Annotated in this window: 10 protein-coding genes and 1 pseudogene; 5 read left to right on the top strand and 6 right to left on the bottom strand. The window is 45.5% G+C overall.

Annotation, left to right across the window (positions count from 1 at the left end; all coding sequences use genetic code 11):
* Positions 1-136 precede the first annotated feature (136 nt).
* From RH45_RS17480 to RH45_RS17465, 4 genes are all read left to right on the top strand, one after another.
* A complete protein-coding gene (locus RH45_RS17480) occupies positions 137-796 on the top strand; it encodes a TetR/AcrR family transcriptional regulator (protein ID WP_008079670.1) in 660 nt (219 codons plus the stop codon).
* Positions 783-2,093: an efflux RND transporter periplasmic adaptor subunit gene (locus RH45_RS17475; RefSeq protein WP_008079669.1), complete on the top strand. Its 1,311-nt coding sequence runs from the start codon at positions 783-785 to the stop codon at positions 2,091-2,093. The genes RH45_RS17480 and RH45_RS17475 overlap by 14 nt, the downstream gene beginning before the upstream one ends.
* Complete coding sequence (locus RH45_RS17470; protein WP_008079667.1) at positions 2,090-5,191, top strand: efflux RND transporter permease subunit; 3,102 nt, start codon at positions 2,090-2,092, stop codon at positions 5,189-5,191. Before RH45_RS17475 ends, RH45_RS17470 begins: the two co-directional genes overlap by 4 nt.
* Before the next feature lie 115 nt (positions 5,192-5,306).
* A complete protein-coding gene (locus RH45_RS17465; RefSeq protein ID WP_008079666.1) occupies positions 5,307-5,525 on the top strand; it encodes a DUF6500 family protein in 219 nt (72 codons plus the stop codon).
* 59 nt (positions 5,526-5,584) lie between these two features.
* On the opposite strand, the pseudogene RH45_RS17460 reads toward RH45_RS17465, so the two are convergent.
* The 3 genes and pseudogenes from RH45_RS17460 to RH45_RS23595 form a co-directional block, all read right to left on the bottom strand.
* Positions 5,585-8,703, bottom strand: a pseudogene (locus RH45_RS17460) (efflux RND transporter permease subunit).
* Positions 8,704-8,712: 9 nt separating this feature from the next.
* Positions 8,713-9,861: an efflux RND transporter periplasmic adaptor subunit gene (locus RH45_RS17455; RefSeq protein ID WP_008079665.1), complete on the bottom strand. Its 1,149-nt coding sequence runs from the start codon at positions 9,859-9,861 to the stop codon at positions 8,713-8,715.
* 451 nt (positions 9,862-10,312) lie between these two features.
* Positions 10,313-10,465 (bottom strand): hypothetical protein, encoded by a 153-nt coding sequence (locus tag RH45_RS23595; RefSeq protein WP_008079664.1) that lies wholly within the window; start codon positions 10,463-10,465, stop codon positions 10,313-10,315.
* 160 nt (positions 10,466-10,625) lie between these two features.
* On the opposite strand from RH45_RS23595, the gene RH45_RS17450 reads away from it, so the two are divergent.
* Positions 10,626-11,102 (top strand): HAD family hydrolase, encoded by a 477-nt coding sequence (locus RH45_RS17450; RefSeq protein ID WP_008079663.1) that lies wholly within the window; start codon positions 10,626-10,628, stop codon positions 11,100-11,102.
* Between the two features lie 32 nt (positions 11,103-11,134).
* Here the strand turns inward: RH45_RS17450 and RH45_RS17445 are convergent, their stop codons facing one another.
* The 3 genes from RH45_RS17445 to RH45_RS17435 all read right to left on the bottom strand — a co-directional run bounded on the left by RH45_RS17445 (position 11,135) and on the right by RH45_RS17435 (position 14,271).
* The gene (locus tag RH45_RS17445; RefSeq protein ID WP_008079662.1) at positions 11,135-11,743 is read right to left on the bottom strand and encodes a YitT family protein; all 609 of its coding nucleotides are present in this window, start codon (positions 11,741-11,743) and stop codon (positions 11,135-11,137) included.
* Positions 11,744-11,914: 171 nt separating this feature from the next.
* On the bottom strand, positions 11,915-13,270 hold the full coding sequence (locus tag RH45_RS17440) for a putative bifunctional diguanylate cyclase/phosphodiesterase (RefSeq protein ID WP_008079661.1): 1,356 nt from the start codon (positions 13,268-13,270) through the stop codon (positions 11,915-11,917).
* Between the two features lie 2 nt (positions 13,271-13,272).
* Complete coding sequence (locus RH45_RS17435; RefSeq protein WP_008079659.1) at positions 13,273-14,271, bottom strand: ABC transporter substrate-binding protein; 999 nt, start codon at positions 14,269-14,271, stop codon at positions 13,273-13,275.
* Positions 14,272-14,425 lie beyond the last annotated feature (154 nt).

The following is a 14,425-nucleotide window of genomic DNA, read 5'->3' as shown; positions in this document are numbered from 1 at the left end:
CGAAGCATTTTACTCGATCGACTTATCACTTTTGCAGTTAATTAATCACTTGTTTAAATAGTGATGAATTAATCACCTGTTCACCTTTATTTAACACTCTATAATTAATCGAGTGTTTAATTTTAGAGGGTTCGGTATGAGTGATACCTCACGCAAAGCGGGTCGCCCAAGTGAACAAATAGACGCGAGAGACAGCTTGATAGCGCAAGCCAGAGAACTGTTTACCGTGATGCCATATGACAAAGTATCGACTCGGCTGGTTGCCAATCGCGCTGGAGTTAATGTGGCGATGATTCGTTACTACTTCGGTAGCAAAGACGGGTTATTTGAAACCATGCTTCGTGAAACGATGGCCCCCATGCGCGAGCAAATGTTAAAGCTACAAACAGACAGCTCACAAGCCAACTTTCTCGATATTATGCGCACTTATTATCGCGAAATGAGTAAAGTCCCCCAGTTCCCGCGCTTGATACTGCAAGTCATGAACATGTCCCCTTCAGATACCCAGCGAAAGTTGATGGAAAAGGTCTTCTTCGATCTCACCCAACCAATGCAAGATCTGATGTTCAACAAAATGACCGACAGCGGAATCCTTAAACCCGGCGCCGACCCTCGCTTGTGTAAAGTCTCTTACATTAGCTTGATGGTTTTCCCATTTATTGCGCCTCCAGCCATGATGTCCATTCATGGCATCGAGCTCAATCATGAATTCTTAGACAAACTTCTCGAACACAATATCGAAATGATGAAACATGGATTCCTTAACACGCAAGGTGAAGTCGATGAAAATCAATAAGAAACTCCTATTCTTCCCTGCTCTTGCCGTAGGTGTGATCACTTTGGTTACTGCGGTGAAAATGAAGCCTGAACTCCCAGTTAAACCTGCAGGAGATCGTGCACGTATCGTTGAAACTCGCCCCCTAGAGTTGAAAGCAATTGCCCCGCTGGCTGTTGGGTTTGGCAAAATCGAACCTAAAGTCGAATGGAAAGCAATCGCAGAAGTCACGGGTAAAATCGTTTACCGAAACCCTCTACTACAAAAAGGAGAAATTCTCCCTGCAGGCAGTGAAATACTGAGAATCGATCCACTCGATTACGAGCTAAAACTGGTTCAAGCTCAAGCCGACTTAAAATCTTCGCAAACCTCTTTGGCTAAGCTTAACCAAGAAGAACAAAACTTACGTCAAACTCTGAAAATTGAGAAAAATCGATTAGTCATTGCCAATAAAGAGCTGGAACGAAAACAAAACCTGCGCAAGAAAGGCTTAACGTCTCAGTCTGACGTCGATCAACAGCAGCAAAATACCCTCTCCCAACAAAAATTGGTCCTCGATATCGAAAATCAAATTGGATTAATGCCTGATGAAAAGCGAGTTGCCGAGGCCTTAGTTAAGGTGAACGCATCCAAGGTAGAGGAAGCTCAACGTTCGTTAGAGAAAACCATTATTACCTTACCTTTCGATCTGCGCATTGCTGAAGTCGACGTCGAACAAGATCAAGTAGTGAACCTACAGCAAACCATGGTCACCGCGCATGGTATTAATGTTATGGAGGTGGAAGCTCAATTGTCTATCCACGACATGCGTACACTCGCTTCTAGCCTTGGCGCATTTACCAGAGATGAGTCAGGAATGCCAAAACCTGACATGAGCTTTATTCAGGCGAGCATTGAACTGAGTAGTGGCAATGTTTCTGCAACTTGGCCGGCAAAAGTAGCACGTGTCAGCGAAACCGTAGACCCTAATCAAGCTACCGCAGGGGTAATCTTGGAAATACAGCAAGATTACCGCCAATTGGCCCCAACCTCAGCACCGCCTCTAGTAAATGGCATGTTCGTTAAGGCGATGATTGAAGGACAGGAAAACCCAAGCTGGGTAATCCCTGAACGTGCACTCCATGGCGATAAAGTCTATTTAATGGACACCAACAACCAACTCGATATTCGTCAAATTCAAGTTCTATACCGCCGCGACAATCAAGTCATTATTGATGGTGAGCTAGAACATGGAGAAAAGCTGATTCTTAACGATCTTCTGCCCGCAATTCAAGGAATGGCGCTCAAGGAAGTGAATCAAGAGGAGTCTAATCAATGATTCGATTCTTCGCCAAACACCCAACTGCAGCAAACTTGCTGATGTTGACGCTATTGTTGCTCGGTATCACGTCTCTCCCACAGATTAAACGGGAAACGTTCCCCGAATTTGCACCTCCTTACATTACAGCAGGAGTTATCTACCCAGGTGCGTCTCCGTTAGAGGTTGAAGAGAGCCTGTGTGTTCGGATGGAAGATGCGGTAGATGGGTTAGCAAATATTGAAGAAACTCAGTGCGAGGCGGTTGAAGGCTCTGCTCGCCTGATCCTTAAGCTCAACGAGAAAGCCGATATCGGACGTATGTTGGTTGACGTACAGACTCAAATTAACGCGATCAACGACTTTCCGAAAGAGATTGAATCTCCCGTCGTTCAAGAGCTGGATTGGAACGAACCCGTTGTCGATATTGCGGTCACAGCCGATACTACATGGCCAGAGCTCAAAGCTTACGCCGAACAGCTTAAGAGGACGTTAAAACTTGACTACGACGTTTCTTTGGTGGATGTCGCCGGATTTTCAGACCACCAGTACCGAGTTGAACTCGATAACCAAGCAATCCGTCAATTAGGATTAAGTGTCGGAGATATTGCTGACCAAATCGGTCGACAAAATGTCAAACTGCCAAGCGGTAACATCGAAACCCCAGAAAAACACTTTCTTATTCGCTTTGATGAACGCCGAATCAATCCGCAAGAGCTTGAATCAATAGTCGTCGGCTCTGGACCCAATGGGTCATTGATCCGCCTGAAAGACATCGCAACCATCACTGATCGCTTTGAACTAGACGAGCAGAAAGTTCTTTTTGATGGTCATCCTTCCGCGCTACTTAAGGTCAGTAAAAACAAAGAAGATGATGCACTGCGCATTAAAGAACGTGTTGTTCAGTTTGTAGCAGAGCAACAGGCTGTCGCACCAGATGGCGTTAAGTTGGAGCTCACTAACGATACTTCATCTGTACTTTGGGATCGCTTAACCATGATGGTGAGCAATGGTTGGCAAGGTATCATCTTGGTTTTTGCGACCATGTGGTTATTCTTTAGCTTACGCTACTCATTCTGGGTCGCTGCAGGGCTACCAGTCGCCTTCCTTGGAGGCCTCTTTCTGATGGCACAATTAGGTTTGTCAATCAATCTAATGTCGCTGGTAGGTCTATTGATGGCAATCGGTATCATGATGGATGACGCGATTGTTATTGCAGAATCGATCGCCTCTCACCTAGACCGAGGTGATGAGATCGATGATGCCGTGGTAAAAGGGGTTAAGAAAGTCCTTCCCGGCGTATTTTCATCTTTCCTGACCACTGTGTGTATTTTCGGTGGATTACTGTTCCTTGAAGGGGAAATGGGGGCAGTATTAAAAGCCGTGCCTCAAGTCCTCATCTTAGTGCTGTCACTCAGTTTGGTGGAAGCTTTCTTGATTTTGCCAAACCACCTTTCTCACTCGCTACACAAAGAAAAACAAGAGAAAGCACCCGCTAAGTTTAAAAAGAAACTGCTCGATAGCTTCGAAAACTTCCGTAACACCACCTTGGTAAAAGCGGTCGATAAGGTCGTTCAATATCGTTATGGCTTTATTGGCGCGGTTATCACCCTGCTACTCATTTCCGCCGCAACACTGGCTGGAGGTTTACTCAAGTTTCAGCCATTCCCTGAGCTCGATGGTGATATCGCCGAAGCTCGCATTATCCTTCCTCCCGGTTCCTCGTTGTCGCAAACTGAAGCGGTTGTCGATCGCATCGTTGCGTCCGCTGAAAAACTCAGTAAAAAATGGAGTGACGAGAAGGAAAACGGGCAAACCTTGGTTGAACATATTACCAGTCAGTTCAACGCTAACGCCGATGCGAACGAGTCTGGACCTCACATTGCGACTGTACGCTTAGATCTGTTAGGGGCCGAGAGTCGTAACACTTTAATCGATGAGTTCATTGCAGCGTGGCGAGATGACGTGGGTACGCTCGCAGACCCAATCTCACTGGTGTTCAAGCAACCCACCGTCGGCCCAGGCGGTCGAGCGATTGAAATACGCGCAAAACATGATGATTTGGATGCGTTAAAAGCGGCGTCAATCGAAATACAACAATACTTAAACGAGTTTGATGGCGTCCATGGCGTACTTGATGATATGCGAATGGGTAAAGAAGAGATCTTAGTCAAGCTTCGCCCTGGTGCTGAAACTTATGGTGTGAATGGTCAGTTAATTGCCAATCAGCTCCGAGCAGCATTTTTCGGGCAAACCGCCGATGAGATCCAAGTTGGCGTTGAGAATATCTCTATCGAAGTGAGACTCGACAAAACACAAGCTGGCGATCTGCAGCAATTGGCGAACTTCCCAATCATCATGCCAGACGGCAGCCAGATTCCATTGGCGACGGTGGCGACATTGGACTTCCAACGTAATTATGTCCGCATCCAACGTATCGACGGCTTGCGAACAATCAGCGTATTTGGTGATACAGACAATACCAAAGCCAACTCTACGGCTATTATTAACCAATTCCAAAAAGATGAGGCCCCTAAACTGCTTGCTAAGTACCCTGGCCTACGCTTTGATTTCGAAGGTGAAGCGAAAGATACTGCCGAAACGGCATCCTCAATGGGCAAAGGTTTTGCACTTGGATTGTTCGGCGTCTTCGTCATTCTAAGTTATCAGTTCCGCAGTTATTTAGAACCCTTCGTCGTTATGCTTGCAATTCCACTGGCATTTATCGGTGTGGTTTGGGGACATATTCTTCTTGGTCACTCTCTCAGTATGCCGAGTATGATGGGCTTCGTGTCATTAGCAGGGATTGTGGTTAACGACTCGATTCTGCTCGTCCAGTACATTCGTCATCATGTCGATGAAGGTGACAGTGTTCACGACTCGGTAGTTAAAGCCAGCAGAGAGCGTTTTCGAGCAGTTTTCCTCACCTCAATGACCACCGCAGCGGGTCTACTGCCTTTACTTACTGAGTCAAGTTTGCAAGCGCAGGTGATTCAGCCGTTAGTGATATCAATCGTGTTCGGTATCTTTGCTTCAACCTTATTGGTTCTGTTCATGATTCCGGCTGCATACGCCATTCTCGCTGACTTTGGTTTGGTAAATAAACATCAAGAAATCTGACCACCTAAGCGGCGTTATCGCCGCTTTTTTCTCTTACAAATCCGTTCCACCATTCCATTGCATTCCAATCTATAAGCGATTAACCTCGGGCAATTATTTGAAAGGAATCATAGAGATGAGAGAATCACTTAGAGAAAAAGTTGTCGCGGTTTGCGATAAAAAGATTGCCCAAAAAGGCGATAATGTCGGCGTGTCCTTTTATGCCTTCTTTGCCAACAAAAACGACAATCCAGAATTGCTCATGGAAGCCGCGACTTGGTGGATTCAAACCCACCAGCTCGATCACTTTGAAAAGGCGCATAAGATAATCGAGATGATCAAGGCTGGAAAGTAATGGGCCTACACTTCTCTGTGTCGAAAAAATAAAGGCGGAGCAATGCTCCGCCTTTATTATTAGTTAATTGCCACTGTCGGCTTTCTTCTCAATCGATTTTTGATTGATCGGAAAATGTTCTTAATGTCTTCCAACATTAAATACAAACAAGGCACGAGGACCAGAGTCAACAAAGTTGCAAACAAGACAGAGAAGCCTAGAGCCACGGCCATAGGTATGACGAATTTTGCTTGCAGGCTAGTTTCAAACATGATTGGCAGTACACCAACAAAGGTAGTAATTGAAGTCAAAGTGATTGCTCTAAAGCGAGCGCAGCCAGCTTCTATTACAGCCTCCTTTATCGCCACGCCTTCATGCCTTAGCTTGTTCACATAGTCGGTCATCACCAGGGAATCATTCACCACCACACCCGCTGCGGCAATCAACCCAAAGGTCGACATCATACTCAGATCTAACCCAAACCAGTAATGGCCCCAGATCGCACCAGTCAAACTGAATGGAATCACAGACATAATCAGGAGAGGCTGTGTATAGCTCTTTAGAGGGATAGCCAGCAACATGTAGACGATTATCATACCCGCGAGGAAGAACAGCACTTGCTCATCTTGCTGTGCTTGCTGCTCTTCGATGGTGCCTCCAAGCTGACTCTTCACTCCTTGATATTGCGCGAGAATTGGTGGAATGATCTCAGCGTTTACACGCTCAACAATTTCGCCAGGCTCTACCAGCTCTTCATCAATGGAACCATAAACATAAACGCTACGAAAACCGCCTTCGCGACGAATTTCACTTACACCTGGCTGCTGTTTAATCTCGACCACATCACCAAGCATGACTTTCTTCCTTCAGGCGTAGTAATAATGGCATAACGCAGTGATGAGAAAGCTTCACGGGTTAACTGCGGGTAACGCACCATCACCTTAATCTCTTCACCATCTCGCAGCACTCGTTGTGCCTCGCCGCCGTAGAAGCTGCCACCAACCTGACTGGCCACATCGAACAGATCCAAACCTAAGTCATAAGCGACAGGGGCTAATGACAACAGTACTTCTTGGCTACCAGCATCGATGGAGGAGGATATATCAAACAGTCCTTCTTGATCTTTCAGCGCGAGAATCAGTTCTCGTCCGGCTGCGTTAAGGCTCTCGATATCGGAGCCATAGAGCAAGAAGCCAAACTCATCCCCCTTCTCGTCATCGTTTACATTATCCGACACGTTCAAGGTTTTCATTCCCGGTAGACTTGGCATTTGTTCACGCCAACGTCGCGCCAATTCGAACGTATTAAATGGTCTCAACTCTTCATCGACTAAAGGAATAACCAGTTGCCCTTCTTTTCGGCCTTTGTTGAACGTCAAAATGTCCTTAACCATTTTTTGACCGGTTTCCTGTTCGATCTGCTTATCGATACTCAGAACCGTGCTTTCAATGGTTTTCAGCGCAGCGATCGTTTGCTCGCTCGAGACGTTATCATTCATCACCAACTTAATGCTCGGAAAGTCATGTGGAACTTTGGGTGAAGGAATCACGCGAACGTAATTGGCCATTACAAGCGCAAGACTCACCACCAAGACACCAACAAAGCTTGCAAATACTGTCCAGCGCCAATAGGTGCAAAACGCGACAAAGCGTTTGTATGGGCCGTTAACAAAGCCAAAGAAGCGGGTGTTAAACCTATCTCGCCAGCCACCCTTCTTCAATGGTTTAAAAGTTGAATGTGCAAGGTGCGAAGGCAGAATTAATTTGGACTCAATCAGGCTGAAAATCAGACACAGAATGACAATCGCTGCAATACCAAAGAAAAATGCGCTCTCTATTCCTTTCGACATCAGAAACGGAGCAAACACCGCAATCGTTGTTAGTACACCAAACGTCGCTGGTGTCGCGACGCGCTTAACACCACGTACAACGTTATCAACGCCTCCACCACTTTTTTCGATCTCGGTATAAGCACTTTCCCCTATGACAATCGCGTCATCGACAACAATACCCAGCACCATAATAAAGGCGAACAAAGAGACAATATTGATACTGACACCGATAGCAGGCATTAGCATGACCGCGCCAAGGAAGCAGACGGGTAAACCCACCATTACCCACATCGCTAACTTGAAACGCAAAAATATGCTCAACATCAAGGCCACCAAAACAGCGCCCTGAAGTAAGTTTTTCAGCATCATGTCGAGACGCGCGTTCAAGTAGTAGGTCATGTCGACTAAGGTTTTGATTTGCAAATCAGCGGGAAGAGTCTGATTCTTCTGCGCAATATATGCTTTTACAGACTCCGCAACGGTGACCATGTTCTGATCTTTTGTCGCTTTAACTGACAAGTAAATCGCGTTTTCACCCGAATACTTGAAATAGCGGTCGTCTTCAGTGAAACCATCTTTGATTGTCGCGATATCTTGCAGTAAAACCTTGCCCCCATTGCGACCTATCTTGACCGGGATCTGGCGAAACTCTTCGCCACTGTAGTATTGATTCTCAATACGTACTGAAATCATGCCAGAGTTAGTTCGAACTTCGCCTGCAGAGTAGTTGGCTGAATATCTTTGAATCGCTTGGCTCACTTCATTAAGTGTTAAGCTGTATTTCTGCAGGATTCGTGGCTCTATCTCAATCGCAATTTCATACTCTGGCGCGCCCAGTTCGACTAATGCGACATTTTGAAGTTGCAGCAGTTCATCCTCGATCTGTTTGGCGATTGGCTTCAATTCTAGTAAGGAGCGATCGCCTACTATCGCCATTTCGATCACGTCTTGTCGGAACTCGAACTGATAGACTTGAATCGGTTCCATTTGTGCTGGAAAGTTGGCAATTGCATCCACCTTCTGCTTCACATCATCAAGCACATCTTTGATGTCTTCGTCGACATCAATTTCAAGCTCTATACTGCCCGATCCCCTGCGCGCAGTAGAAATGGCTTTTTTGATCCCGGTGACATCTTTAAGAGATTCTTCAACTTTCAGCAGAATACTCTCTTCCACTTCTTGCGGTGATGCACCCGGATACTGGGCGCTCACATTGATGTAGTTGACCTCAATGTTAGGGAACATCTGACGCTGAATGAAAAAGAAACTCGCGGTGCCAACAATGAGGATGAATGCCATTAGGAGATTGGCCGCAACCGAGTTATTGGCAAAGTAGGCAATCAAACCTTTTTGCTTCGTATCTTCCATGCTCGACTCCTAGTACAAAGTGGCTTGGTTGGAGACGTTCACCTCAACCATCAACCCTTTTTGCGGGTATTCAGGCACGGTTAACACCACTTGGTCTTCGTCTGATAGCCCTTCACCAATCAGCATAAATTCTTTCTCTGCTCTAACGACGTTCACTTTTCTCGGCTCTAGTTCACCCTCATCGTTAACAACCCAAACGCGTTGATTGTTAACAAGCTCTTGCGGCAACTTGTAAATGTGTTTGAGTTGTTTACCGGTAAACTGAACTTCAACGTAAGAACCAAATTTGATTGGCGTAGCGCTTGGTGACTGAATGGCATAAGGATCGTCCAATTGGACGACAACATTAATCATGCGCGTACTGCTATCAATAACGCCTAAATCCCGCTCGATCACTCCAAGACGCTCTGTTTTCTCTATTCCACGCAAGATGATTTTCGCCTCTAGGCCTGCGTAGTCTTTTGGTAGGAACACACTGTCAAAACCAGCAATGGGAATATGAACTTCGCCCGCTTCAACATTATTCAAAGTCGCGACATGAGCGCCTGCCGAGATAAACTGCCCCACACCGATGTCTCTAGCAACAACCAACGCATCATAGGGTGCGACAACTTTACAGTTTTCTAAATCACGTTTTGCTCGTTTTAGTGCCGCTTGGGCGGATTTCACTTGTGCTGAGGCACTGAGTACCTGTGGTTTGCGTAAGTAAAGGTCGGTCACTTGTTTGGCAGGCAATGTCTTCGCTTGGCGTTTAGCGACTTCTGCTCGCGCTTTCTCTTCAATCAATGCGGCTCGTGCGCTGGCTAGTTGCGCTTCCGCTTGGAGTACGGCAGCTTGATAATTATCGCTTTCGATTTCAAATAACACTTCACCGCGCTTTACGACTCCACCCACAACAAAATTAGGGTGCCAGCTCACCACCTCTCCCGACACTTGTGCAGATAACTGAGTAACCTCGACAGGTTGCAGTTCGCCATGACTGGTGATGACCACGTTGTGATCAGAGGATTGGATTGAGGCAACGGTGACTTTTGGTAACGCCTTTATTTTCGTTTCTGGCTCTTCTTCTGCACCTGTCGAGGCGATAGCCGTATAGCCTCCGTAAGCCCCAGCGAGTACTAAGCAGGGTAATAACCAACGTAACGACTTAGTTATCATGAGAATTCCTTATCTAAGTTGTAATGCTCCGCTCTAGTATGGCGAGTCATTTAAAGGAGAAAGATTATCGTTGTTATACGTATGAACACCGGATTCGACATCAAATACGTCAGATCTATCCCGACCGAAGCAGATATTTATAAGTATAAGTAATACATACTCATCAAAAACATCTCTACTCATACTACCAAGAGGCCATAGCAAGCAACATACCAAAACATAAACCCTTTAATATCAGTATGTTATTTAAAAGCCATTAAACACCAAAGCATAACACTGGTGAATAATGTCAAAGATAAGCGATATTCACCACATAGCGGTTTTACACGAAGGCAGCGCAATAGTGAGTCGTTAAAGTGAGAATAGACAGGGGAACTCAGGGGCATAGAAAAAGAAAGGGACCAGATACTCTATCTGATCCCTTGGAAAACTCGTTTAGAACACCGAACAGTTAAGCCTTTTTTAGGTCCTTAACTGGGTATGTCAATGTCATGCCGTCAACTCGAACATGGATGTAAGCACCGCCACTGCTAATACCTACAACAACCATTTGACCTAACTCGATACCTTTAGTTGCGATAACAACATCATCAATTGCAAACATATAAACACCTTTAAAGAAAGACGATAAAAATCTAGGTGCGTATTTAATAGGAATGGCGCAGTATGTACTAATCAGCTATTTTGTCGTAAAGATAAGTAAAAACTATTGAGAGCACACTGAAGGCGCAAGTTTGGGTGTGAGCGCAGGGATTAACTATAAGATGGAAACGATTTATCTGTTTGACTGGGGTAATACCCTGATGGTCGACGACCCGAAGCAACAAGGGAAAATGTACTTGTGGCCGAATGTCGAGGCCATCGAAGGAGCCCACGAAGCGTTAAAAGCGCTGTCGGAACATCACACCATCTATGTGGCGACAAGCGCACAAGACTCGAAAGAGAGTGAGATACAAGCGGCATTCCAAAGAGTGGGGTTAGACCCATACATCAACGGTTATTTTTGCCAGTCCAATCTTGGGGTCGGTAAGAGTGGAAAGAAGTTCTACCAAACCATTGCTCAAAGCTTGGATGTCCCCTGCCAGCAACTGGTGATGGTTGGAGATAGTCTAGACAAAGACATCTTCGCTTCAATCGACGCAGGGTGTCGAGCAATATGGTACAACCCGAGTAAGCTTGAAAACGACGACGATCTTGTGCAAATCAACCATCTGAATGAGTTACAAAAAATAACGGCTTAGCGCAATGCTAAGCCGTTTTTGGTTGACTATTATCAGCCGTTTGCGGGCTGCGGTTGATAACGACCCGGTTTATGATTCATAGCGAGAATCAAGTTGGTCGCGATGGCACCAAGCACAGATAAAACAATTAAGGAGATATCAACAATAAACAACGACATCACGACAATGGAGCAGTCCAGTGCCATCTGAACCTTACCGGCTCGAATACCGAACCGTTCTTGCAAAAACAACGCGAGAATATTGAAACCGCCTAAGCTCATTTTATGTCGGAAGATGACCAACATACCGATGCCAATCAATCCACCACCAATCAAAGCGGCATAAATAGGATCAACGCGTGCAATCTCAATGACATTATGTAAATGGTCGACGGCAAAAGAAACGATACTTACCGCAATAAACGTGTTAAGGGTGAATCGCCAGCCCATACGCGCCACAGAAAGAATATAAAAAGGTAGGTTTAGAGCAAAGAAGATTTGCCCAAAGCTAAAGTCACTCACTTTAGTCAGAAAAATAGCCAGTCCAGCCGTCCCGCCAGTCAATAGCCCAACTTTACTAAAGAAAATCACGCCTAAAGAGACCAAAGCACTGCCTAATGTCAATGCGAGAAGGTTCTCTCTTAAGCTATGTTCATTATCCATAATCAACTATCCCGATAGAAAGCGGCTCAAAAAAAGGTTTCGAACCAAAACCTGCATAAGATGGCTATTATTGACAATAATGTCGAGCTAGAAGGATAAATCCGACCCGTATACAACGTTAAGAATTCTTTACACCTATGTTTTAATCTTGAATACTTTCAATCACTTTTATCAAGTTTGCTTGCGCGCAGAGGCCAACGCGACAACCTCACTCGACTTCGACTGACACTGCATCTTCTCACCATCATAGCAGCTCGCACCACACACTTGTTTTGAACGATACATGGCTTCATCAGCCATGCTAATTAACACTTCCTTATTCTTGGTATGGTCAGGGAAATGGCTGACACCAATACTTGCACTGACATGAAGCTCGCGCTCGTTAAACAGAATCGGCTCACAGATGGCTTGCATAATCTGTTCGGTTTTTTCAGGCAAGATATCAAAGTCATTCAGCAAGTCGAGGCAAACAACAAACTCATCGCCGCCAAGCCGCCCAACAAAATCCGACTGGCGAATCGCATTGTTTAAACGATCAGCAACAGTCACTAAGATAACGTCCCCCGCATCATGTCCGTAGGTATCATTAACAGCTTTAAAGTCGTCGAGATCGACAAACAGCAGCGCCAATTTACAACCGCTTCGATTGGCTTTGACTATCGCATTTTCCAAGCATTTATCGAAAGCACGTCGGTTATACAGACCAGTCAGTGGATCATGCTCAGATAAAAAAATGAGTTGCTCCTGCTTTTTTTGCAGTTGCATGGTTTGGCGTTTCACTTCCTCTTCTAACTCGTGCTTAGTCACGGTAGTTTCACGTAAAGAGATGGTCATTTGGTTGAAGAAAAACGCGATGACCTTGAATTCCGAGTCCATGGATTGAGTATTGACCTTGGCATCCAACTTTCCTTTAGCCAAATCAACAATCGCGGTTTTTATTGACTCAGCGTCGGAACGGAAGCGCAAAAGGATCAACCACGCAATAAAGCTCACCAACAGGGAACAAACCATCAACCATGCTCCAGCGTAACTCATCATATTGGATAGGTTAGAGGCGCTACTGTTGACGACGACCTTATGGACATGCGCCAACTCTTCCGTCATGTTCTGTACTATCATGTTGTAGCGTGAGTGCAGTAATCGCGTCGCGCTGATGCCGCTCTCCGCACCATTATCTTTACTGTAAAGGCGTTTTTCTTGTAACAGCAAAGCTTGCAAACTTTGGTTCATTCGTTGAAGGTTGTCGAACTGACCACCAATTGCTTTATAGGCGGTTAGCTGAGTCGCGAGCTCAGCTTGGGCAAACTCCACTTGCTTTAAACTAGGCTGATCACCGAATTGCAGGTAAACCCATAGCTGACTGCGCAATAAGTCGACCCTTAATTGAAGGTCGATAATGGTATCGAGTTGAGCTTTAGTCTGGTTTTGTTCGTCACTGATTTTGGCAAACGACAGTACGATCAACAGCGTCAACAGCATTGTCGTGGTGGAAAGTAAAAACAACTTTTTAAACAATGAGCTAAACATGGCTATTCTCTACGCATGGTGGCTTGTAGATAGGGTTGCGGGAAAAACACTTCGCGGTAATCGGGGGACGACCCAGCTACCAATCCAGACTCTTTCGCCCAACGCGTCTGAAACTGCAAGTTTGAAAGCAGTGAATTTCCCAATGAGAGTCGAAATACGTAATCAGGCCAAGACCATTTGACCTGATTGACCGGAATTTTAAGCCGTTTAGCGATAATCGATTGCGCTTGCTCCGGATTAGCGTTGATCCACAGCACGGCCTCATTTAATGCTTGAAGAAGCCGCTGAGGTTCATCGCCAACAAATTCCAAGTAAGGCCGGGTTGAGAGCAGATTAAATGACAGCTGATAAATACCGCGTGTACCGAGGTTTATAACATCGGCAGCAGACAGTAAATCGGCTTGATACCCCATAGGCTCCCATGCGGAGATAGCCTCAACATGATAAGACAAGAGAGCGGGGACTAACTCGTGCGGTTCGAGGTACACCTTATCGACGTTAAGCTCTTTCAAGTCGTTTGCGAGTAACACGGAATCAAAGTAGAACTCACTCGCCGTTCCCTTAATCACGCCTACCCGCTTACCTTCTAATTGTGCAACAGACACAATGTTGTTAGGACTGAGCGTCAGCAATTTTAGATCGTTATCTGATTCGACAAAGGAGACCAGTAACGCGATCTCACTGTGCTCGTGACTTTGAAACATCACCACAGATTCGGATGCGGCTGCATAATCCACATCGTGATCAAGCATCAACTGAGTGCACGCATTTCCCGAGACACATGGGTACAAGTCGACGCTAAGCGAATATTTTTCAAATAAATCGAGCTTTTCGGCAATAAGAAATGGCGAAACGATTGGTGTAAGAGTGACACCAATTCGAACATGATTTACTTCCCCTCTTTCTTTAGAGAGGAAATAAAAACTCCCAGCGCCAATCAATAAAAGGCACACAGAGCCTATCCATAAGCCTTTGTGCTGTCCTAGCGGCATGCTCTCCATACCTCATTCTTATATTAAACCTAGCTAACATTACAATAGACTATGATTTAAGTTGCACATGCAGAATCACACTGTAATGAAGCTTGTCTGACGTTCAATTACATCAAACGTGTACTTGATCACAAAAGAATGGATAGGCTCGGAAGTGTATGAA

Origin of the sequence: Vibrio sinaloensis DSM 21326, from assembly GCF_000189275.1 — a bacterium.
Taxonomy (GTDB): Bacteria; Pseudomonadota; Gammaproteobacteria; order Enterobacterales; family Vibrionaceae; genus Vibrio; species Vibrio sinaloensis.
The sequence above is the reverse complement of the archived record's forward strand: the minus strand, read 5'-3'. Positions and strand labels throughout refer to the sequence as shown.

Excerpts from the sequence above, each read along its gene's own strand:
- RH45_RS17445 (WP_008079662.1), bottom strand. The coding sequence starts at position 11,743 with ATGGATAATGAACATAGCTTAAGAGAGAACCTTCTCGCATTGACATTA.
- RH45_RS17440 (WP_008079661.1), bottom strand. The coding sequence starts at position 13,270 with ATGTTTAGCTCATTGTTTAAAAAGTTGTTTTTACTTTCCACCACGACA.
- RH45_RS17465 (WP_008079666.1), top strand. The coding sequence starts at position 5,307 with ATGAGAGAATCACTTAGAGAAAAAGTTGTCGCGGTTTGCGATAAAAAG.
- RH45_RS17435 (WP_008079659.1), bottom strand. The coding sequence starts at position 14,271 with ATGGAGAGCATGCCGCTAGGACAGCACAAAGGCTTATGGATAGGCTCT.
- RH45_RS17475 (WP_008079669.1), top strand. The coding sequence starts at position 783 with ATGAAAATCAATAAGAAACTCCTATTCTTCCCTGCTCTTGCCGTAGGT.
- RH45_RS17470 (WP_008079667.1), top strand. The coding sequence starts at position 2,090 with ATGATTCGATTCTTCGCCAAACACCCAACTGCAGCAAACTTGCTGATG.
- RH45_RS17455 (WP_008079665.1), bottom strand. The coding sequence starts at position 9,861 with ATGATAACTAAGTCGTTACGTTGGTTATTACCCTGCTTAGTACTCGCT.
- RH45_RS17450 (WP_008079663.1), top strand. The coding sequence starts at position 10,626 with ATGGAAACGATTTATCTGTTTGACTGGGGTAATACCCTGATGGTCGAC.
- RH45_RS17480 (WP_008079670.1), top strand. The coding sequence starts at position 137 with ATGAGTGATACCTCACGCAAAGCGGGTCGCCCAAGTGAACAAATAGAC.
- RH45_RS23595 (WP_008079664.1), bottom strand. The coding sequence starts at position 10,465 with ATGTTTGCAATTGATGATGTTGTTATCGCAACTAAAGGTATCGAGTTA.